This window comes from Marinilactibacillus sp. 15R (assembly GCF_001895285.1).
Classification (GTDB): domain Bacteria; phylum Bacillota; class Bacilli; order Lactobacillales; family Carnobacteriaceae_A; genus Marinilactibacillus; species Marinilactibacillus piezotolerans.
Window position 1 is genome coordinate 2064779 of record NZ_CP017761.1, and the last position, 22761, is coordinate 2087539.

Below are 22761 nucleotides of genomic sequence, written 5' to 3' on the forward strand. Positions count from 1 at the left end.
TCCAGATAGTCAATTTATTTAATTGTTATTTATCTACTACGTTTAATTGCTCAACCCATCTTATCATATTCACTAAGTTTCGTCATGTTCACAATTGAAAGTCTAAATTTAATAAAAACAAAAAACGCCTTTTAGAAAAGACGTTTTCATCTATTACTCTTCTAATCCTGTAGATTGGTTATACGTATCAAGAAATAAAGTTGCTTTAAAAGAAAGTTCCTGCCCTGCTTCATATGATATAGAAGTTATATCAGTTTTTTGTGTCATTATATAAATATCTTCGATAAATTGATCTAATTCTTCAAAGCTCTCATATTCTACTTCTAATTGATAAGATTGAATCTCGACATCTTCAATTTCTTCATTTATTTCGCTTTCTCCAGTTGATTCAACGGCATTGAATAAATATACTACAAGATTATTATTATCAGCTAACTCCTTTACATCATTTAACCAATTACTTGGATCATTTGTCAGTGGAAGAGAAGCATTCAAGGTCTCTAATTCAGTCACTAATGTTTGCTCTGATAGTTCTAAAGCATCTACTTGATCTACCAATTCATCTTGATTTGCTAAAATGCGGGAAGAGCTGTCTGTTATTTCTCTAGCCGGCTGGACAAATAGCTTCTGGCCATAATAATAACCACCAATTAATATAAAAAGAGAAATCACCAGTAATAAAACAGCTTCTCTACTCCAACTAAATTTCATTACTATCTACCTCTCTTAACATTAATTCATCTAGCCGAATACTGATATCAGATATATAAAGATCATCAGAATCCGGATTTTTAGTTAGTGTAACAAGCTGTGCTGAAGTAATGTATTCTACCGCGTTAAGGTCTTCAATCAATTGTGTTAGCTCTTCATAGTTCATGTCATAAAGAGATAATAATACTTCAAATTCTTCAGTAAAGTTAAAAGAAGTAATATGCTCATCATTATCAGGTAGATAAGTATGCAAGTCATTAAAGAGATAGGGAATGGAATGTCTTTGAGACTCAATGTTTTGAATAACTTTTTCTGACTGAACAATTTGAGTATGCAAAGTATCTAATTTTCTAGCTTCTCGAACTTCATCGGCCTGATTTTCTATCTGCTGCATATTCATATTATCTTGAAGAACGTAGTATTGCTGTAAACCAAATAAATATACACATAATGAAACGAAAAGAATGAGAAAACTGATTATGATTACAAGGGGCAATCTGTTGATCTGTTTTCTTTCAAATAGATTGATATTAATCATTTATTTTCTCCTCCTCCTTAGTACTGTGCTTTTTCACTTTTTTCTTCAACTTCTTATTTATTTTGTTTGTATCATTTTCTTTAGATATTAAACCATAAAGTGGAGCAAAGACCTGGTCAAGTGCTAAAGGTAATTCAAGTTTCATCAACTTGATATCAATACGATCATTTAGTCGATCATATAAATAATCTAATTTAGGAAAATTACCTGTAAGAAGCACTTTTGTGACCATTTTTTCTCCATTCATAACAGAAAATTTATAAAAGTCCAGAAAACGTTCGATGGCATTTAATTGTTCATCAATTACCTGTTCAAGCTCTTGATCTGAACCACTCCATTCCCAGACACCTTCCTTATTTTGTTTCCAGCTTTGAGCGAATCTGGTAAAGTTTGTATGCCGATGAAATTGAGGGATATCATCATGAAATACACTTAAAGAACTATCAAAAGGATGCCACTGGATCAAAAGTAAATGATCATCTTTGGAATGAAACCCTTTTTCTGAATTTATAAAGGCCCGATACACACTTAAGTAGGAAAAATCTGCTACATAGGCTTGCAGTCTTACATCCTCTAGCAGGTCCTGATATATTTTAACCTGTTCTTTTGGATAAACGGTCAATAAAATATACTGTGTATCTTCGGTTTTTTCGATTACTTGAAAATCTATTTTCGGAGAATCGAAAGGTAAGCGAATCGAACTGTTCAGATGTAAGGAAATATAATTTTCTATTTCTTTTTCTTCTAGTTGAACAGGTATTTCTTCTTTTCGAATCATTGAAAAATGATCTGGAAGAATAAAAGAAGCTTTAGCATTTTTCAATTTTTTTTCTTGTACTAAAAGCTCTAGTCTCTTTTTGACTAAAGCATCATTCGTTAATTGCCCATCAATCAGTACCGGCTGATCCAAAAGAATCTGATCCTGTTCAATTATTTGTTTTTTCTGATCATCATAGATCATGTAAAAGATACTTTTATCCTTGAACATAATGAAAAGATCTGGTTTTTTATTAAATAACATAAATTTCCTCCGTATAGTCAACTTATCCTTTATTATAGCAGTGATAAGTACCATTCTATGATTGATCTACCTAGATATAAAACAGTAATTGCAGATGCACCAATATATGGACCGAAGGGAACTTTAGTCTTTCTAGTGACTTTTCCCAAAGAAAGCAATATTCCATTTATAACAGCACCATACAACGTGGAAAGCAAGAATAGTAATAAAAATAGTTGCCAGCCAAAAAGCAATCCGAATAAAGTGAAGTACTTAAGATCTCCGATTCCCATACCCCCTTTGGTCACATAAATAATGATACCTACTAATAAAAAGGCACTTGCTGCCCCAAAGATTGAGGATATCCAATCAGTATCTAAAAGGAAAAATTTCAATATTAATAGTATCGGTAAAAAGAACAGTAAAATTTTATTTGGTATCTTTTGATAGGCTATATCTGAAACAGTTACTATAACGATCATAGAAACTAAAAGCAATCCAAAAATCGTTTGAAAAGATACCCCAAAGAAAAGGTATGTCGCCACAAACAAAAGCCCCGTAGTCAGTTCTACAACAGGATAGATAATGGAGATAGAATCTCCGCATCCCTTACACTTTCCTTTTTGAAAAATATAAGAAACAACAGGGATCAATTCGCTCCAAGATAATTTTCTTTTGCAGGTGTAACAATAAGAATTTTTTTGAGCAAAAAAGGTATTAACGGGTACTCGCAAACCGACTACATTATAAAAAGATCCGAATATTAGACCATATATGAAAAAGACTATTCCTATGAACCATTCCATAATTTTTACTCCTATGTTCCTTCTATGTAATGAAAGATTCAAAAGAATCTTTCAAATGTAATGAGTGATTTTAATTATTCTGTATAAGTATACTCTCCATCAGTTACTGTTACTGTTCCTGTTAAATCAGATACTTCTCCTCGTTCTTCCAAATATCCATCACTAATTAAAGTTGCAACATCAACTTCATTACCGTCATTTTCAATAAAATAAAGTCTAGCAGCATCTATAACCAATTCTTGTTCAGCATCGCTAGCATTATCTCTGGCATTATCAATAATGTCTCCGACAGCTGGAATCGCAATTGCCACAATAATACCTAAAATGACTAATACAGCCAATAATTCCACTAATGTAAATCCGTTTTCTTTTTTGATCATTTTCTTGATTTGATTTCTCATGTGTTCTTCCTCCTATTTTATCTTACTGAGATTATAAAAATTCAAACTGTTAATTAGTACTGTTATTTATCTTATACTCATTCCTCCTTTCAATATAAGCAGTGAAGTTAAAACGTTTCAAATAAAGAAAACATCGGAATAATAATTGAAAGTACAATCGCTCCAACAATGACTGCTAAAAATACAATAAGAATTGGTTCTATTAGTGATTGGAGTTTGTCTGATGCTTCCTCAAGTTCTTGATCATAAACTTCTGCAACTTTTCGCAGCATTTCATCTAACGCTCCACTCGATTCTCCTACATTGATCATCTGCGTGATCAAATCAGGAAACATCCAGTGATCTTCCATGGGTTTAGCAATAGATTCTCCTCGCTCAAGCGAATCTTTACTCTCCTGCAAAACTTTTTTCACTACTTTATTGCTCATTACATTTTTTGTAATATCAACTGCTTGTAATATCGGAACAGAGCTTTCTAATAATGAACTAAGGGTTTGAGTCATTCTGGCAAGAATAGACTTCTGAACAAACTTTCCTGTGAAAGGCACTTTTAAAAGTAATCCATCAATTATAAAAGACGTTTTCTCTCTTTTTTTCAATTCTTTAAATCCAAGATAAATGAGCATGCCTATAATCAATAAAATCCACCAGTATTGTTCGACGACCTGGCTCAAGCTCAATACCATTTGTGTGTACACAGGTAATTCTTCCCCAAAACTAGAAAATAAATCGGCAAATATAGGAACGATAAAGACTAATAAAAATATCGTTATCATGATTGCCATACTGCCTACAACAGCAGGATAGGTAAGTGCAGTGGTAATTTTTTGTTTTAATCGATATTGTTTCTCATAATAATTGGCCATGTTTTTCAGAACGTCATCTAATCGACCGCTGGCTTCTCCGGATTGAATCATATTAACGAGTAACTCAGGAAAGATTTTTGGATATTTGGCCATTGAAACAGATAGCGCTACACCTTCTCTAACTTGGTTCGAAATTTGTTCTAACGCCTCTTTTAAAGGCTTATTATCAATTTGTTTGGATAGTATTTCCAAAGCATCTAAAAGTAAGATACCTGATTCGATTAGTGTAGAAAATTGTCTTAAAAATAATACGAAATCTTTAGATTTAATAGGTTTCCCTATGGTAATATCTTTGTACAATGCTGAGTTTACAATAGTTAATTTATAAACGATTAAATTAACTTGTTCCAGTTCTACTATTGCTTCCGCTTCATTCGAACTTTCTATTTTACCTTTTGTAACTTTTCCATCTATTGTTTTAGCTTTATAGGCGTACATTGTCATCGCTCGTTATCACCACCATCCATTATGTATAAGAGTATGGAATTAATTCAGCAGAATTAATTAAGCCATTCTGAGATTTTTCTTTCATATCCATCTCCATAGTATGCATACCTTGATCTCTTGAAGTTTGCATTGTGTTCGGAATCTGATGCATTTTTTCATTGCGGATCAAGTTTTTTATCGCAGCATTATTAATGAGAATTTCTGTACAAGCAATTCTTCCTGATGTTTTGGCTTTTGGAAATAATCTTTGTGATAAAATACCTACCAGTACATTAGCTAATAAACTTCTAATTTGATTTCTCTGATGAGTCGGAAACACATCTATCATTCGATCAATAGTACTTGATGCATCTTGTGTATGCAGAGTACCCAACACAAGATGGCCTGTTTCAGCAGCAGTAATAGCTGTGGATATTGTTTCAAAATCTCGTAACTCTCCAACTAAGATTACATCAGGATCTTGCCTCAAACTTGACCTTAGTCCATCTTTGAAAGATAATGTGTCAAATCCTATCTCCCTTTGTACGATAATCGATTGTTTGTGCGAATGTAAATACTCGATAGGATCTTCTAAGGTAATAATATGGCGATTCATATTATTATTCATGTAGTCGATCATAGCAGCAAGAGACGTACTTTTTCCACTACCAGTCGGTCCAGTAACGAGTATCATTCCATGGGGCTTTTTTACAAGTTCTTTTAAAACGTTCGGCAAACCAAGGTCATCTATTGTCGGGATTTCTTTTGAAATGATTCTGAATGCAATAGAAAGTGCATTTCTTTGATAAAACACGTTTACCCTGAACCTGGACAGACCATTGATACCATACGATAAATCAACTTCCCTTTTTCTTTGAAGCTGATCCCAAAGGGGACTAGTCAACATTTGTTTAACAATTTCTTCCAGGTCATCCGGCATCATAACTTTTTCTGATTTTTGCGGAATCAATTTACCATCAATTCGAAAAACCGGTTCTGATCCAGCGGTCAAGTGAATATCGGAAGCTTCTTTATAAAAAGCTGATGTTAATAGTTGATGTAAATATTCCATAATATCCCTCTTTATCTAATCTGTGGTTGCTACTCTCAATACTTCCTCGATCGTTGTTAAGCCTTCTTTTACTTTATCTAATCCATCATCGATCAGAAAAGGAACATTCTTATTGCGAATATGCTTTTTGATATTTTGTATGGATGAGTGATTCATCATCATTTCTTTAACTTGATCATCAATTACAATCAATTCATGAATAGCCATTCTTCCTCTGTACCCAGTAAACCTGCAGCGATTGCATCCTTTTCCTAATGTAAGTTCATCAATTACTTTTCCTCTTTTTTGGAATATCTCTTTCTCAATTTCCGTTACCGGTCTAGTGTACTGACAGTCTTTACAAACTTTTTTTACTAGACGTTGTGCCATAATTCCTGATAAAGAAGATACGACTAGATAGGGTTCTATACCCATATCAAAAAGTCTTGGAATAGCTTCAATTGCGCTATTCGTATGCAAAGTACTAAATACAAGGTGACCGGTTAGAGAGGCTCTGATACTGATATCGGCAGTTTCTCGATCTCGGATTTCGCCGACCATTATGATATTCGGATCCTGTCTCAGAATAGAACGCAGACCCTTAGCAAATGTAAGTCCAATCGCACTGTTTACTTGAACTTGATTAATACCTTCTAACTGATATTCAACTGGATCTTCAATAGTAACAATATTGACATCTGCTTTATTTAATTCATTAATGGATCCATATAATGTCGTAGATTTCCCAGAACCCGTCGGACCAGTAATTAGAATCAGGCCGGATGGTTCTTTGATCATTTTTTCATATTGCTTCAATGTACTGTCAGAAAAATCAAGATCATTTAATTTTTTTAAAACATCAGTCAAATCTAAAATTCGAATAACAATTTTTTCACCATAGACTGTAGGTAAAGTTGAGACACGCAAATTAATTGATTTATCCATAATCGAAACACTGATTCTTCCATCTTGAGGAAGACGGCTTTCCGTAATATTCAAACCTGCCAGGATTTTAATTCGGGCAACTAATGAATTCATAGCGGACTTAGGCAGTGTTCTTTCATTTCTCAAAGTTCCGTCAACTCGATATCGAATGTTCACCAAAGTTTCACTTTGATCCAAATGAATATCAGAAGCATGCATTGTTACTCCAGCTTCAAGAATCTGATCTAAAACTTTAACAGCTGAAGCTGTATAATCTTCAACAACTCCATCAGAACTTTCATCATAGTCATATAGATGGTTGATAGTCTGTAAAATATCATCTCTAGTAGCGATAACAGGTTTGACATTAAAACCTGTAGCTAACTCTAAATCCTCTATTGCATAAAAATCAAGTGGGTCATGCATTGCAACAACTAATCGATGACCTTCTTGTTTTATAGGTAATAATATATTCTCTCTAGCAAATTCTTTAGAGACCATTTCAATCAGACTAGTATCAATTGGATACTTGTACAAAGAAATACTTTCAAGCTTCAGCTGGATTTCTAATACCTCAAGTAGCTCTTTTTCGGTAATATAATCTTGTTCAACAAGTGCATCCCCCAGCTTCTGATTTTCTTGCTTATTTTCTAAGACAGTTACAATCTCCGCTTCAGTAATTAGACCGGCATCTTTAAGTAAATCTCCCAGTTTTTTTCTTTTTTGCATTGCCATTTAATCACTCCTGATCGCTAAATTAATCATTACTTGTTTCAATTACCGGTTCACTGATGATTAAATCAGCCTCTGGATCTCCACCAGTGCTGGATTCTGATCCATTTGATAATATATCAGCTTTTTTATATGTTAATGAACCGCCATTAGTCACTTTTCCATTTTTCGAAACAACAATACCACTAGCTTGGCTTTGAATATTAACTGTAGCGAAAGGCGCTATATAAAGAAAACCAACACTAGAACCTCCATCAAAAGAAATATTATTACCTTTTGAGCTCAATATACCATTGAACTTTGCACCGATGCTGATGTCGGCTCTATCTATAAAGAGATTAGAATTCATTTCAAGTCCTCCACCTAATATTAAAGGGGATTGTCCATAATAGTAAATTTGCATTTGTTCATTCGTACTATTTTTATTTACGTATCCATAATTTACTGTGAATTGATTTTTAATAAAAATTTCTACTGATCCTTCACCAATAACATTGATGCTTCCATTTACTATTAAGTTATTTAAGACTAATTTTATTTTTTTACCATTTGGGTCCAAATTCAAAACTCTATTACTATTAATTTCAATAGTATCAATACTTAAATTCTCTTCGAGATTAAATGTAGTTGGCGGATCTCCTCCACTAAGGGTTAGATTAGAATGTGTTTTGAAACTTACCTGATCCGATAGAAGCGGCATATTATTTACATAATTTTCATAATCTTCCCAAGGTAAAGAATCTGCTCTGTTTTCAAATGTTTTGTATAAACTTGGATACCATTTGAAATAATCAGGATAAGTAATGACATCTGGCTTAGCATCAGGATTATAAATTGTTTTCCCACTAACACCATTTTCAACATTATATTGAAAAGAACCAGATTTCACAGCATCTAAATGAACATCTCCAATTATTTTTCCACCACCACTAATTTCTATTTCATTTCTAACCACCATAGCAGCATCAGTTGGAATATAAGGCAATCCGCCGCCGCTATCTTTTTCCTGATACCCTACCGTAAAGTTCTTGGTTAGTGTTCTAGACGTATTTCCAATTTTGCCTTCAGAAGTCAGGGTGTATTCTCTTGGATTTCCATCTGATATTTTTTGAATCTGTATAGTAGCTGTCGGATTTTCACTGAACTGTGAAGAAAAATCATTCATTGTTCTACCATTTGCCTCATCCATACCATTTTCTACCATTGAAAAGTATGTGTCTTGGTTAACATCTAACTGGTAGGTATCCGTAACGAGTGATTTGATTTCTTCATAGGTTTCGTTCAGACTGGCTTCAGCTACATAATATACAGAGACAGAATCCCTGTTTTTTGCTGTGAGACGATAACTTCCTATCGTCACAGTTGCTAAAGAGACAGCTAGCACAGATAGAACCATTAAAACCATTAATGTCAAAACTAAGCCTGAACCGTCTTCTCGTCGACTTTTACTGACTAAGCTTCTGATTCTACCCATGCAAGCTACCTCCTAAAGTAAATAATTGTAGATACGACTTCTTTTTTATTCTTGCCGTTCGTTGTACTAGATAATGAGATATCAATTTTATCTTCATTGAGTACCACTTCAAATGCACTGATTTGATTACTTAAAAGTTCGGAATTTTTATATAATGCAGTACCTTGTTGAGAATACGTTGATTCTCCCACTATTAAGTCTTCTTCAAACTTTATCTCTTCTTTAGGTGTTTGCCTTACATCTTGTTCAATAGAAGCCATAATATACCTTAGATCATTGATCTGACTCACTTGCTCTGATTGTTGAACGAATTGCTTCTGTCCAAATATATGAATCGAACCTGCAAGTATAATCACTAATGATAAAATAGCTAACGTAGCTAATAATTCAACTAGTGTAAATCCACTCTCAGATTTTCTGAATTTAATCATTTTGTACCTCGTTTTTGAAAGGAATTTTAGATTCCAATTGGATCAACTGTTTATTTTGGTTCTGACCTTTGAGAATAAAGTGAATCAGAGTAGTATCCTCAGTAGTTTCAGCCCCTGCTTCTTTCATTTCAAGTATAAAAGTGATTCCTTCAGATTGTATAGTAAATGTTCTGTCAAGTCCATTGCCGTTTGCTGAGGATGAGCGATTAATCAGTTCCTGGATAGATTCATCCAATGATTTTGAATCAGAAAGATGGTAAAGATATTCCATTTCTTCCTGGGCTAAATAAGTTGCATCCGTTATATTCTCAGAAGATTGAGTCGTTTGTGATGACTGTATGAAAAAAATCAAAAAAGAAGTGACTACGATTGCTAAAATACCTATAGCTACAATCAATTCAACCAGCGTAGTTCCTTGTTGATTTTTAATAAGTTTGATCGGATTCCAAAACAGCTTCTGTTTCATTGATGATAGCCCCTTCATTGATCGTAGCAACCTTGTTTCTTCCTTTTTGTTTAGAACCTACATACATAGCTCGGTCTGCTAACATCATCAATTCTTTTATACTCGAACATTGATCAGGATAAGTTGCTACTCCTATACTCGCAGTTATACTAACAGTTACAAGCTCGCGACCATCTAAATAATTGTGTGTATTAAACATTGTTTCTTCAATCTTTTTGCGAACATTTTCAGCTAATTCAATAATTTCCTTTATCGTTTTATTTGGAATGAAAAAAATAAATTCTTCTCCTCCGTATCTGGCTAGCTTTTCTTGTTCGTAGACAAAAGTACTTAGTAAAATAGCTATTTGTTTTAGAAGTTCATTTCCAGCCTGGTGACCGAAAGAATCATTTACGTCTTTAAAATAATCTAAGTCAATAATAATAATTGAAATCTTATCGTTAGGATTAGTTTGATTATATTTATTAAGATGCTGTTCAAAAGCTCGCAAATTTGAAAGACCCGTTAGGTGGTCTGTTCTACTATTGATTTGCAATTCTTCATAGTTATATGCATTCTCTAAAGCGATGTTTAAATAATTATGAAGAACCGGAATTACAGAAAGCATATTTTTACTAAAGGCCTTTCTTTTGGGATCTGTCATGACGATAAACCCTACAACACTTCCGGCTCTTTTAATAGGAAGAATTAGCATACTTTCAGCAGGATAATCAATTTCTGAATGAAGATGCTCAGTCCATTCTTTAGAATTTTGATACACAATAATATCACTTTGGAACCAATATTCTTCTAACGCTGTATGAAAAAAAACTGTTGCTGAACAATTTTCGGATTCCACAGTATGACCTTTATGATATACAAAACTTTTCACTATTTTCTTATCTTCGGTGATTGTACAATAATAAATTGTATCTGCAGGGAAAATATTATTCCAAGAATTCAAATAAAATTTTATTATTTCATTTACGCTATGTTTTTCATTTAATTTGATAGCTAGTGTATTGATTTTACCTAAATAGCGATTCTGAGAGTCACTAAAGAAATATTGTTTAAAAATAATGGATATAGCAACTAATGGAAATGCAGCCACTATGATCCCTATAGTTGAATAAACATTTCGAAGATAAAGAATCGTTAATGCAATTGGTATGGCATAAAAAGCCGACAAAAGGGAAAAAATATATTCATAATTGATAATATTGCCGTACGCTTTATGCTGCCAATGCGTAGCAAGAACATACAATAACAATCTGTTTAGTGTTATGGAAGTAATTAGATAGATTGTTATCGATAAAAGATTATAAGGAAAATTGAAAGTTGATGGAAGAACCGGATCTAATAAATAATAGACTTCTGCAGATAAAATTGAAACAATTTGAAACAAAAGTATGTTCATTGGGTATCTATAACTTTCTTCCATCGTTATTCCCATTCGTTTCATTACCATAGTTGTAGCTAACGTTGTAACAACCATTTCAGCAAAAAGACCGTATGATAAAAATACAGCTATACTGACACTAGTGATAAGGAAAAGAGTAGCCCCTTTAATTTCTATTGGAAAGAGTGCCACAATGATTCCTAAAAGGACAAAAACATAAAATGAAATATTTGTAAAAAGACCTATGGGAGCTGTCAAATTAAAAACAACTATAAACAATAAAGGGATCATTATTAAACCCATTAGCCATGTTATGAATTGTCTTTTTATTGATAGCATCGCATTCACCTCTTCGGTCCAATATGAATTTATTAGCATGACAGTCTTCTAAGACAGTCTATCTTTATTAAATATTTATGTCAATATCATAAATTTATTTTAGAAAGTCTGCATAGAATAAGCAATATGCGGAAAATATAACGATGTATATTTTTTGCTATTAGATTACTTTCTTTTGTTTTCATTATGTTAATCTAATGTTAACATTAATTGATTTTAATAAATGACATAATTGTGAATTTTTCGTTTGTTTTAGACATAACTCTCACATAACAAAACATCCTTTAAAATCTATCCAGATTAAACTATAGTATCTGCTTCTGGATTAGTAATTTTAAAGGATGTTTTTTTTAAGTAACTTTTTTTGGTAAATCTTCTGATAAGAGCGGTTTGCTGAATAAGTAACCTTGCCCAAATGAGCATTCATTAATTTTTAAGAATTCTGCCTGCTCTTCTGTTTCTATCCCTTCAGCAACGATATGAAAATTCAAACTTTTACCCATTTGAATTATGGTTTTTACAAGAGATGCGGTATTTTCTTTTATCAATATTCCATCAATAAATGATTTGTCTATTTTAACAATATCAATAAATACATTATTTAATACACTAAGTGAAGAATACCCGGTACCAAAGTCGTCAATTGCTATCTTCACTCCAAGGTCGTGTAATTCTTTGATGACTCGATTAGAATGATCAACATTCTGCATTACACTTTCGGTAACTTCAATAATTAAATATTTCGGATCAAGGTCATGGTGAAGCAGAGTTTGTTTTATTCGCTCTATGAAAAATGGATCTTCATATTGTAATGCAGAAACATTTACTGCAATATCTATACAAATGCCAGCATCATGCCAAATCTTATTCTGACGAATCGCTTCAAAAACAACCCAGTATCCAATATCATGGATAATTCCAGATTCTTCAGCTATTGGAATAAACTCAGTCGGTGATACTTCTCCAAGTAAAGGATGTTTCCATCTGATCAAAGCTTCCGTTCCATAAATTATTCCAGTACTTAAATCGACTTTAGGTTGATAAACTAAATATAATTCATTTCTGCTCAATGCTTCTTTTAGTCCGAATTCTATTCTTCTTTTTCTTTCAATTAAAGCTGCATCGTCTGTCATAAATACATGATAATTATTTTTTCCAGTATCTTTAACTTTATACATCGCTATCTCTGCCTGTTGATATAAAGCAACAATATCTTGAGCTGTTTCCGGATAGCGACTTATTCCCATACTAATTGTAAGATAAAACAGCTGGTCTTTTATTTTAATAGGTTTTTTAAACATACTTAAAAGTTTTTCAGCGATTAATTTAGTTTTCTTTTCATTTGAATTTTCCAGCAAAATGATAAATTCATCTTCGCTTTCTCTAGCAATAAAAGCTTCTTTGCCTAAAAGCTTCTGAAGTTTTGATGAAATTTGTACCAGAACCTGATCTCCCAAATTCCGACCATGCAGTTCATTAATTATTTTAAAGCGATCAATATCCAGAATGATAATCGACATTTCAATTTCTTCAGATTGGCCTTTTCTCTTTTGAGTAAAATATTTATAGAATTTTTTTCTGTTTGGTAAATGTGTTAGTTGATCATAATAGCTGTTTTCACTCAATTTTTCATCTTTAAGTTTACGAGCTGTAATATCTATTGAAGTTCCTACATATTTTAAAACTTCTCCAGAATCATCTAATACAGCATTCACAAAAGTTTCTAGCCAAACAATATTACCGTTTCCATCATAAACACGAAACTCAAAAGGTTTCCCCTTTTTATTATCTAATTTTTCAATAAATTTCAAAAATTCTGGTAAATCTTCAGGATGGATACTCTTTTTCCAGGAATTTAAAAGATCAGGATAATGATCTTCATCGAGATTTAAGACCTTACAAACTACTTTAGAAGCAGAAAAATTTTTTTTATTCTTATCAATTTCCCATAAAAATGAAACTTCACTATTAAAAACTGCTTCAAAATCCTTTTTATCTTTTTCAATGATTGAAATTTCGTATTTTTTTTCGTTTAATTTTCTATTAAAATAAATCAACATGCCTATAAGCACTACTCCTAGGATGATGAGCCACCTATAATAGACAATTCCACTAATATATGTAACTACGAAATTTATGGAAAATATAGACAATGTGCTTCATACTCCTTTTTAACTTTCTACTATTTAGAAAGTCTTTATACTGATATTAGTCTTCAATTTGGAACAAACATATTTAATCTTTAGCAATTTTACTCAAGCTCTCTTTATAGTTACTGAACAATATAACTTTTTCAAGTGTCTTAACTTGTTTGTTGATTGACTTAACTTCATTAAACATGTTTTCAATTTCTTCGTTTGTAGTGGATATAGTTGCTGATAGTTCTTCGATTGTAGAGGCATTTTCTTCAGAAGAAACTGATAAGTTATTCATGATATCAATCATATCTTCTGTTTTAGTTTTCATCTTCATTTCTGTTTGAGAGACTTGATCAATTACATTTTCTAAAGTGTTGAATGCTTTAGACAAGAAATCAAATTGTTCATTTGTATCTGCTAAGTTTCTTTGTTGCTCAGCAGTGATGTTCTGAACGTTTGACACTGCACTTACTGCACCTTTTGTCTGGTTCATCAAGTTTAAGATGACTTCAGCAATCTCTTCGTTGAAAGATCGTGATTGTTCCGCAAGTTTTCGAATTTCTTCTGCAACAACTGCAAAACCTTTACCATCTTCTCCAGCTCTTGCTGCTTCTATTGAAGCATTCAAAGCTAACAAATCAGTTTGTTCAGAGATACTTGCAATCTGACTACTTGCATTTTCGATTTTGTCTACAGAGTCAGAAGTTAAGTTGATCATTTTTTCTATTTCTGTAATGGACTTGATACTTTCTTGAGTACTATTCGTTAATGAATTCAGATTTTGCAAGCTAGATTCTTTCAGTTCACTAGCTTGCATTGTCTCTTTGGTTAAATCAAAAATATGTTTTGCATGATCATCAAGAAGCTTACCTAACTTAGACAGATTTTCAGCACCATTTTCAGTATTTTCTGCTTGAGCAGTAGTCGAAGTTGCAATGTCATCAATTGCGTTTACTGTTTCTTGTGATGCATTTACAATTGATGCATTTGTTTCATGCAGAACTGCAGTTCCTTCTTGAAGATTTTGAACTGTTTTTTTCGAAGCTGATACAATTTTTTCCAGCTCATTAGACTGTGCCATTAAAGAAATATTAAAATTGGTAATGACCTTTTTGCCATGCCATACCAAAGTATAGCCTAAAACAGCAAAAACTAGATAAATAAAGAACATTGAACCTAATTCGAATAAATCATGACCAACAGTCCATCTTATTCCCATCATGACGAAGAGTTCAATAAAACCAGTAACAGTTGACCCATAATAAAATGATTTGTCCATATATATGGTATAAATAACTAGCAATAAAATGAGAGCAAACCAAGCAGCTGTAAAGGATAGTGTACTATAAAGAAGTATGGGCAATAAATAAAGTAATCCCATAACAAAAATAGGATAGTAAGTGGACTGTTTAAGAAATTTGTGAATTATGAAAGTTGCAATAATAATAATTGAGCTTACTAATATGTAATACATGAAATTGCTTTGTTCAAAAAATACTTCTCTTTGATAAAAATAAATGAAAGGATACGTTACTAAGACCATTCCTATGAAGAAATATGTAATGATATCGGTAACGTTCGCATTAAACATTTGTTTGACTGATAACTCTTTTGACTGTGACATTAATTAAACCTCCTATATTTCTAACTACAACTAATACTATCGGATTAGTTATAGGTTAATTAATAGGAAAAAAGAGATTATTCTATTAAATTTTGAATTTTTTATTAGTTGAACATTCAAGAAAAAAAGATGAAAACTTAGTCTATTTAACTTGTTGGATTTACTTTTGTTGTACTACAACATGATCAACAGAGTAATAATAAGAAAAGGTATTCGTTTTGCACTCTAACTGTACTTTCTAAACTGACCATACTAGAGTAATCGCGAATAATATTCTTCTATCTTACTATGGATATATTAGTCATGATAGAGCTGGAATTATTACCTTAGAGAAAGAGCAACAAAAAAGAGTGGAATATTCCACTCTTAAAAAGACAAATTTTTAAGCACTATACAACTTTGATAAAAAACCGAAATTTGTATAGTGATTTTTATCCGGTCTGAGCTTATATTACATACTGTTCGCCCATTCTGCTGCTTAAGATCATCATTGTATGATTAATACTTCTATCTTTAGTTAAATAGCCATTTTCTAATTCAATGACTCTTGATGGCAGCTTATCTACTAATGACTGATCGTGTGTAGCCATAATAATGGTTGTACCAGATTTATTGATCTTATGAAGAACTTTTAAAATTGCATAAGCGTTCTGCGGGTCTAGATTCCCTGTTGGTTCATCAGCGAGAAGCACAATAGGTTCATGTACAATAGCCCGTGCGATTGCTATTCTCTGTTGTTCCCCACCTGAACAATTCGAAGGATACTCAAAAATTTTATGTTTAAGCCCCACTGTTTCAAGCGCTTCAATCACTCTAGCGCTGATTTTTTCATTAGGATATCCGGTAACTTCCAATACATAAGCAATATTCTCAAAGACTGTTTTATAAGGAAGAAGCTGATAATCTTGAAAGACAACTCCAATCTGACGACGAAGCTCATGTATTTTTCTATTGCTTATTTTATGGACTAGATGATCGGCTAATATAATCTGACCTTGGTCGACTTTTTCTTGTCCGTATAAAATTTTCAACAATGTACTTTTTCCAGATCCACTCTTACCTTTTAAATAGACGAACTCTCCCGTTTCAATCGTTAAAGATAATTTTTGCAGAGCTAACGTACCGTCTTTATAAGTTTTAGTAATATTATTCAAGGAAATCATTTCATCACCATGACCTTTATTTTACCTGACTTGACTTAAGTGAATTGATTGATAAGAGAATAGATTTCATCAGTACTTTTGGTAACTTGAGCATTCAAAGAATATGCCCGTTGTGCCATAATCATATCTGTAAGTGATTGTGCCAGATCAACGTTTGAATTTTCATAAACACCCGTTAACATAGTACCGAAAGCTGCTGGATTATCAACAGAGTTTATTAATGTATCCGCTTGGTCCGGGGCGATGGTAAAGTTATTATCTCCAATTGGTATCAATGCTTGAGGATTTTCAACATTATATAGCGGAATCACTCCCACGCTCACTTGTCCTTCTTCAGTCTGAATAAATATCTCACCTGAACTACCTATTTGAACTTCGCCTTCTGGCCACGCATCAGCAGGAATAGTAAGATTAGTTTCAACAACTTGACCACGACTACTTACAATTTGTTTATTTCCATCTAATGTAAAATTACCATCTCGAGTGAGAACTAGATTACCATTCCCGTCTTGTACTCCAAAGAATCCTTCACCGTTGACTGATAGAGAAAGATTTTCCTCTGACTGAATTAAAGAACCTGTTGAAAAGTCTGTACCATTGGGCGAACTAAGCACCCCTCTATTTAAACCCAGATTTTCGACATTACCAGACAATAAAGCATCTTGTTCATTGATGTCATTTACTAAAAGTTCTCTAAAACTGACTGTTTTCTGTTTATATCCAGCAGTGTTAGAATTAGCAATATTATGGGCGATAGTATCAAGCTTATTCTGCTGAGCTTTTAATCCGCTTTTGCTGATGCTATATGGTATTCTCATTTAATATCCTCCTAAACCTTTCCGACTTCTTGAGTTGCTCGACGCAATGTTTCATCTGTTGACTGCAACATTCGCTGATTCGCTTCGAACTCTCTTGAAATCTGCATCATATCGCTCATAACATCTACCATATCTACATTAGATTGTTCAACCTGCCCTTGCAGTACTGTAAAACCTGTGCCCATAGGTATACCAGCTTCACTTTGAAACATAGTGTCTCCTACACTAGTCAGTGCAGCCTGATTTTCGAAGTTGGTAATATATAAAAATTGTTCCGCACCTTGTTCTGTCTGAACAAATCCATTCTGATCTACAGTGAATGAATCCGAATCAACAGTGATAGGTTGTGTTCCACCACCAGGGAGTATCCCCAAAACTGTATACCCTTCTTGAGTAACAAGCTGATTTTGATTATTAACACTAAAATTACCATTTCGAGTATAAAAAATTTCTCCTGTCGGACTCTGAACAGTAAAAAACCCATCTCCGTTTAAAGCAAGGTCCGTCTGATTGTTGGTAGATTGAACTGCTCCGCCACTAAGATCCCGATATGCTTCGTCCAATTGATTACCAAAGGTAATTTGTCCAGTTTCTCTACGTAGATTAAGTTCAGGACCTCTTGTATAGTTATGTACATCGACTCGTTCTGTAGCACTTGTTAATAATTGTTGTGACTTATAACCTGGAGTGGTTACATTTGCTGTATTAGTAGCTAAGTTCTTTTGCTTTTCAGATAAAACATTAAAGCTTCTTGATAACGTGTCAATACCTCTAATCATTAGCGTACTCACTCTCCAATATCTCTCTTAATTTCAATAGTGTTTTCCCATGGATCTGAGAAACTCTGGGAACACTTACATCAAATATATAGGAAACTTCCTTCATACTCAATCTTTCAACATAAATTAATTGTAAAATTTGTTGTTCTCGTTCACTTAATTTTGAAACTGCATTGGTCAGATAAATGGATTGTTCTTTTTTTAATAACGTATCATCAACAGCTGCTTCATTACGGTCATTAATAGCATCCATCATTGTTACTTCGTTATCTGAATCAACATTTATTACTTCATCCAAAGAGACATAAGCCAGTTGATGGACTGTGTCATGAATCCCTTCTAAATCTTTCTTAGTTAGTTCCAGCTTTTCACAAATTTCTTTTTCTGTAGGATTTCTTTTAAGCTGAACCTCTAGTTCTTCCTTTGCCTTATAATAAATATTCAATTTTGCCATTCTTGATCTAGGTACCCTAGATGTTTTTCTTACTTCATCTATAATTGCACCTTTGATTCTTATATAAGCATAATTTTCAAAAGGGACCTTTTGAGTTTTATCGTAGCGTTTCAAAGCATCCATTAAGCCAATCACTCCAATGTTTACCATGTCTTCGTGGTCATAATCTCTGTTTCTGACATTTATGGAGTGAACTACTTTATGCACTAATGGCATATACTGTAATATAATCTCGTTTCGATCTTCTACTTCCAACTAATAAACTCCCTTTCTTTCATCATTCTTTAATCTCAATCATCCCAACAGTTTCTATCGGACAGTCGTTTGGCACCTCATTTAATGAAACTACTGTAAGTTCTGGAAAATTAAAGGTAATAAGATTCTTAACTGCAGCTCTTATCTTTGGCGCCGTTAGAAGAACATGCGGAATTCCCTGTGCATTTAAAACTGAATGTTGCTGATTAATACTGTCAAACAGCCGAGTAACAATCTGTGGTTGCAGGACAGGTATTGAACCGGCAGATGATTTTTGGATACTAGTACTTAGTATTTCTTCTGTATCGGGATGGACAGTTAAAACATTTAATGTTCCTTTTTCATCAAAAAAAGGTTTTACAATAGTACGTTTTAAAGATTGTCTTACATACTCTGTTAATGTTTCCGGATCTTTAGTCGAACTTCCATAATCAGCTAATGTTTCTAAAATAGTTTCTAAATCAGTAATTGCTACATCCTCTTGTAATAAATGCTGCAGTACTTTCTGTACATCACCAAGCTGAAGGATATCTGGAATCAGTTCATCAATAACAACATTGTACTGATCTTTAATTCCCTCAAGCAATTCTTTAACTTCTTGTCTTCCAAGTAAATCATGAGCATTGCTTTTGATGACTTCTTTTAAGTGGGTAATCAATACAGTGAGCGGATCAACAACTGTAAAATCGTGCAATTCAGCGATTTCTTTATTTTTAGCCGTTACCCAAAGAGCATCTAACCCAAAGGCAGGTTCAATCGCCGGAATACCCTCAAAATCAAATTCCTCTGAAGCTCCTCCAGGTTCTACTACTAGATAACGATCCGGATACAGTTCTCCCGCTGCTACTTCATTTCCTTTTATTTTAATGACATATTCATTTTGTCCCATTTGTAAATTATCTCTAATTCTTATTGGATTTAATAAAATTCCTTTTTCATGAGATAATTGTTTCCTTACTGCAGCAATCTGTGTAGTCAAGTTTGATTCCTGGTCTTCATTAGCTAACGGAATCAAACCATAACCGATTTCAATTGCAATCCTGTCAACTTGGAAACTAGCCACCGATTCTTCTTCTTTAGTAACTGGCTGATTTTGTTCAGATAATTGCTGCTGCATTTTTGTATCTGCAGCAACTTGTTTCTGCCCTTCATTTACTAAGTATCCAGCAACACCTAAGGCCGCTCCAAGAATCAGAAATGGTAGTATTGGAAATCCTGGTATGATTGCAAATATGACCATTAAAGCTGAAACGATATATAATACTTGAGGAACATTAAACAATTCCCTACCAATAGTATCACCGAATGCTTTTTCATTTGAAGTTCTAGTTACAAGAATTCCTGAAGCAACTGATATCAGTAATGAGGGAATTTGACTTACCAGACCATCACCGATCGTAAGTTTACCGAAATACTCCAAAGCCTCTGTTATGGTATAGCTCCCTTGCATGGAATGAATCAAGATGCCACCAATCAAATTGATGATTGTTATAACTAAACCAGCTATGGCATCTCCTTTTACAAACTTACTGGCTCCATCCATAGAACCATAGAAATTCGCTTCTTTCTCTAAATTAGACCGTCTTAATTTGGCAGCTTCTTCTGTAATTAGTCCAGAGTTCAAATCAGCATCAATTGCCATCTGTTTACCAGGCATTGCATCCAAAGTAAATCTTGCCGATACTTCCGCTACCCTACTTGCACCATTTGTTACTACTAACATTTGAACCAGTACAATAATAACAAAAATCACTGCTCCGACAATGTAGTTGTTACCCGCAACGAAATTAGCAAAAGTATCAATTACCTGTCCTGCATCTCCTTCGCTCAAAATCAAACGTGTTGAACTTACATTTAAGCCAAGTCTGAACATAGTTGTTATCAGCAACAATGTAGGGAAACTTAAGAAGTCCAAAACTGAATGAGTATACAAGGTTAGAACTAATATTGTAATCGCAAGCGAAATATTGACGACTAATAAAAGATCCAAGACGAAAGTTGGCATCGGAATCATAATGATTCCGATAATAGAAACAACAATAAAAGCGACGAATATATTTAAATAATTGCTGATTCCAAATTTAGTTGATGTCGAAGCTTGATTCATCTTGATTCTCCTATTCATGATTTTTTAAATTTTATTTTTCTTACGTTTTTCTGCTTGGAATACAAGCGCTAATATTTCCGCGATGGCTTGATAAAGTTCTATTGGAACTGGGTCACCTGGTTCAACATCTTTATACAATGCCCTAGCAAGTGGTCTATTTTCAATCATTGGAACCTCTTTTTCTCGTGCTCTTTCTTTCATACGAAAAGCCATCAAGTCTTGTCCTTTAGCTAATACCACTGGAACCTGATCTACTTTTTGATCATATCTAATAGCAATTGCAAAGTGAGTCGGATTAGTTATGAGAACTGTTGCTTCATCTACATCAGAGATTTTTCCGCTTAATAATTCTCTATAGCGGGCTTTCCTCTGAGATTTTATCTGAGGATCTCCTTCCATCTCTTTATACTCATCTTTTATTTCCTGCATAGACATCATTAATTCTTTATTATGGGAGTACCTTTGAAAAATAAAATCTGCAACTCCTAGTACAGCTAAAAATATTGCAAGATTAAAGGCTAGTCTGGAAACTAATTCAATCATTAACGGAAAAATATTTGGAGAACCGATTTTCCCCGAATTCATAATCATAAATCCAGATTTATATAAAGTATATAGAGTAAAACCTACTACGATAAACAGTTTGGCCAAATTTTTAAATAACCCAAAAGCTGCTTTTTTACCAAAAATATTTTTAAACCCCGATACTGGATTTAACTTTTTCAGACTTGGTTTGAGCGGTTCGCCGGTAAGCATAAAACCGACTTGTGCTAAATTTCCAAATATAGCTGTCAGAAAAGCAATAACTAAGAATGGTGCAGATAAAATTAGAAAGTATAAGATAGCATTTGATCCAATATTTCCTAATTCATTATGTATGTTTTGGATGTTAAAACCATTTTTCAGCATATTCCGTAAAAAAACGAACGCTCTTTGAAATACATACGTAGCCAGTCCAGTGAAAGCTAAAGCGAAAATACCAAAAGATAAAGCAGAAGATAAATCTTGGCTTTTTGGTACTTGTCCTTTTTTTCGTGCATCCCTAAGTTTCTTTGGCGTGGGCTTTTCGGTTTTTCCATCTTTTTCTGCCACTAGACTCACCTCACTTGTTAAAAAATCAATTACTTAAAGAATTTAAAAATTCATCCATATACTTAATCATTTCCGGAAAGATTTCTGAAATATTTTCCATCAACATAGGTAAAAATATAAACATGAATACTAAACTTACTAATATCTTCATAGGTATACCTAAAATCAGCACATTGATTTGAGGAACAGTTCTAGAAATTAGAGCTAAGGTTAGTTCTGATAATAGCGCTACTATAATAAATGGAATTGCTAAGCTCAAAGCTATTTCAAACACATGTCCAAACAACTTTACTATTCCTTCAACACCAAAACTATTAAAAACAATCTGATTTAAAGGAACATACTCGAATGATTTTACTAAACTTCTAATCACAATATGATGAATATTAGCAATAAAGAAAATAGCGATTGAGATCCAATAATAGATTTTTCCAAAGTTTGATGCACTCACACCAAGAGAAGGATCATATATTTGTCCCATTGAAAATCCAACTTGAAAATCTACTAAAGATCCTGCAATATCTACAGCTGTAAAGAAGAGAATGGTTATGTAAGCTAGTGCCATACCAATAAACAATTCTTTGATTCCCAACAGTAAAAATAATCCTATAGTAAATGGTGTTTGGATTGGATCTATAAATCCCATTACTGTAAATGATAGAGCAAATGATATTCCTAACTTGGCAACCTGCGGAAAAGCTTTATTAGAAAATCCCGGACTCAATGAGATAAAAGTAGTGATACGAATTAATATTAGTAAAAAGTGCTGTAGTTGATCTATCATACTA

Annotated in this window: 21 protein-coding genes; all 21 read right to left on the reverse strand. The window is 33.2% G+C overall.

The genetic code is table 11. From position 1 onward, the window contains the following. Positions 1-153: 153 nt before the first annotated feature. Positions 154-711 (reverse strand): hypothetical protein, encoded by a 558-nt coding sequence (locus BKP56_RS10245; RefSeq protein ID WP_072694987.1) that lies wholly within the window; start codon positions 709-711, stop codon positions 154-156. Continuing rightward, entirely contained in the window at positions 701-1249 is a 549-nt protein-coding gene (locus BKP56_RS10250; protein ID WP_072694988.1) for a PilN domain-containing protein, read from the reverse strand. Before BKP56_RS10250 ends, BKP56_RS10245 begins: the two co-directional genes overlap by 11 nt. Further along, the gene (gene pilM, locus BKP56_RS10255; RefSeq protein ID WP_072694989.1) at positions 1242-2270 is read right to left on the reverse strand and encodes a type IV pilus biogenesis protein PilM; all 1029 of its coding nucleotides are present in this window, start codon (positions 2268-2270) and stop codon (positions 1242-1244) included. Before pilM ends, BKP56_RS10250 begins: the two co-directional genes overlap by 8 nt. Before the next feature lie 32 nt (positions 2271-2302). Next, positions 2303-3055, reverse strand: a complete 753-nt coding sequence (locus BKP56_RS10260; RefSeq protein WP_072694990.1) for a prepilin peptidase — start codon at positions 3053-3055, stop codon at positions 2303-2305. 74 nt (positions 3056-3129) lie between these two features. Next, on the reverse strand, positions 3130-3456 hold the full coding sequence (locus tag BKP56_RS10265; RefSeq protein ID WP_072694991.1) for a competence type IV pilus major pilin ComGC: 327 nt from the start codon (positions 3454-3456) through the stop codon (positions 3130-3132). Positions 3457-3563: 107 nt separating this feature from the next. Next, the gene (locus BKP56_RS10270; RefSeq protein WP_072694992.1) at positions 3564-4766 is read right to left on the reverse strand and encodes a type II secretion system F family protein; all 1203 of its coding nucleotides are present in this window, start codon (positions 4764-4766) and stop codon (positions 3564-3566) included. Positions 4767-4788: 22 nt separating this feature from the next. Further along, positions 4789-5820: a type IV pilus twitching motility protein PilT gene (locus BKP56_RS10275; protein WP_156849247.1), complete on the reverse strand. Its 1032-nt coding sequence runs from the start codon at positions 5818-5820 to the stop codon at positions 4789-4791. A 15-nt stretch (positions 5821-5835) separates the two neighbouring features. Next, entirely contained in the window at positions 5836-7458 is a 1623-nt protein-coding gene (locus tag BKP56_RS10280; RefSeq protein WP_083540541.1) for a GspE/PulE family protein, read from the reverse strand. Between the two features lie 22 nt (positions 7459-7480). Beyond that, positions 7481-8929, reverse strand: a complete 1449-nt coding sequence (locus tag BKP56_RS10285; RefSeq protein WP_072694994.1) for a pilus assembly PilX N-terminal domain-containing protein — start codon at positions 8927-8929, stop codon at positions 7481-7483. 5 nt (positions 8930-8934) lie between these two features. Continuing rightward, positions 8935-9360 (reverse strand): PilW family protein, encoded by a 426-nt coding sequence (locus tag BKP56_RS10290; protein WP_072694995.1) that lies wholly within the window; start codon positions 9358-9360, stop codon positions 8935-8937. Further along, the gene (locus BKP56_RS10295; protein ID WP_072694996.1) at positions 9353-9826 is read right to left on the reverse strand and encodes a type IV pilus modification PilV family protein; all 474 of its coding nucleotides are present in this window, start codon (positions 9824-9826) and stop codon (positions 9353-9355) included. The genes BKP56_RS10290 and BKP56_RS10295 overlap by 8 nt, the downstream gene beginning before the upstream one ends. Beyond that, a complete protein-coding gene (locus tag BKP56_RS10300) occupies positions 9786-11543 on the reverse strand; it encodes a sensor domain-containing diguanylate cyclase (RefSeq protein WP_072694997.1) in 1758 nt (585 codons plus the stop codon). Before BKP56_RS10300 ends, BKP56_RS10295 begins: the two co-directional genes overlap by 41 nt. Before the next feature lie 350 nt (positions 11544-11893). Further along, positions 11894-13603 carry a bifunctional diguanylate cyclase/phosphodiesterase gene (locus BKP56_RS10305; protein ID WP_072694998.1) on the reverse strand — a complete coding sequence of 570 codons (1710 nt, stop codon included), beginning with the start codon at positions 13601-13603 and terminating at the stop codon, positions 11894-11896. 175 nt (positions 13604-13778) lie between these two features. Next, the gene (locus tag BKP56_RS10310; RefSeq protein ID WP_072694999.1) at positions 13779-15305 is read right to left on the reverse strand and encodes a methyl-accepting chemotaxis protein; all 1527 of its coding nucleotides are present in this window, start codon (positions 15303-15305) and stop codon (positions 13779-13781) included. A gap of 446 nt (positions 15306-15751) precedes the next feature. Further along, entirely contained in the window at positions 15752-16468 is a 717-nt protein-coding gene (gene ftsE / locus BKP56_RS10315) for a cell division ATP-binding protein FtsE (protein ID WP_072695000.1), read from the reverse strand. Positions 16469-16503: 35 nt separating this feature from the next. After that, a complete protein-coding gene (locus tag BKP56_RS10320) occupies positions 16504-17286 on the reverse strand; it encodes a flagellar hook-basal body protein (RefSeq protein WP_072695001.1) in 783 nt (260 codons plus the stop codon). Positions 17287-17297: 11 nt separating this feature from the next. Continuing rightward, positions 17298-18065, reverse strand: a complete 768-nt coding sequence (locus BKP56_RS10325) for a flagellar hook-basal body protein (RefSeq protein ID WP_072695002.1) — start codon at positions 18063-18065, stop codon at positions 17298-17300. Beyond that, the gene (locus BKP56_RS10330) at positions 18058-18774 is read right to left on the reverse strand and encodes a sigma-70 family RNA polymerase sigma factor (RefSeq protein WP_091895417.1); all 717 of its coding nucleotides are present in this window, start codon (positions 18772-18774) and stop codon (positions 18058-18060) included. Before BKP56_RS10330 ends, BKP56_RS10325 begins: the two co-directional genes overlap by 8 nt. Before the next feature lie 22 nt (positions 18775-18796). Continuing rightward, positions 18797-20881: a flagellar biosynthesis protein FlhA gene (gene flhA / locus BKP56_RS10335; protein ID WP_072695003.1), complete on the reverse strand. Its 2085-nt coding sequence runs from the start codon at positions 20879-20881 to the stop codon at positions 18797-18799. A gap of 24 nt (positions 20882-20905) precedes the next feature. Next, positions 20906-21973, reverse strand: a complete 1068-nt coding sequence (gene flhB, locus BKP56_RS10340) for a flagellar biosynthesis protein FlhB (protein ID WP_072695004.1) — start codon at positions 21971-21973, stop codon at positions 20906-20908. Positions 21974-21998: 25 nt separating this feature from the next. Continuing rightward, the gene (fliR, locus tag BKP56_RS10345; RefSeq protein WP_072695005.1) at positions 21999-22757 is read right to left on the reverse strand and encodes a flagellar biosynthetic protein FliR; all 759 of its coding nucleotides are present in this window, start codon (positions 22755-22757) and stop codon (positions 21999-22001) included. Positions 22758-22761: the final 4 nt, after the last annotated feature.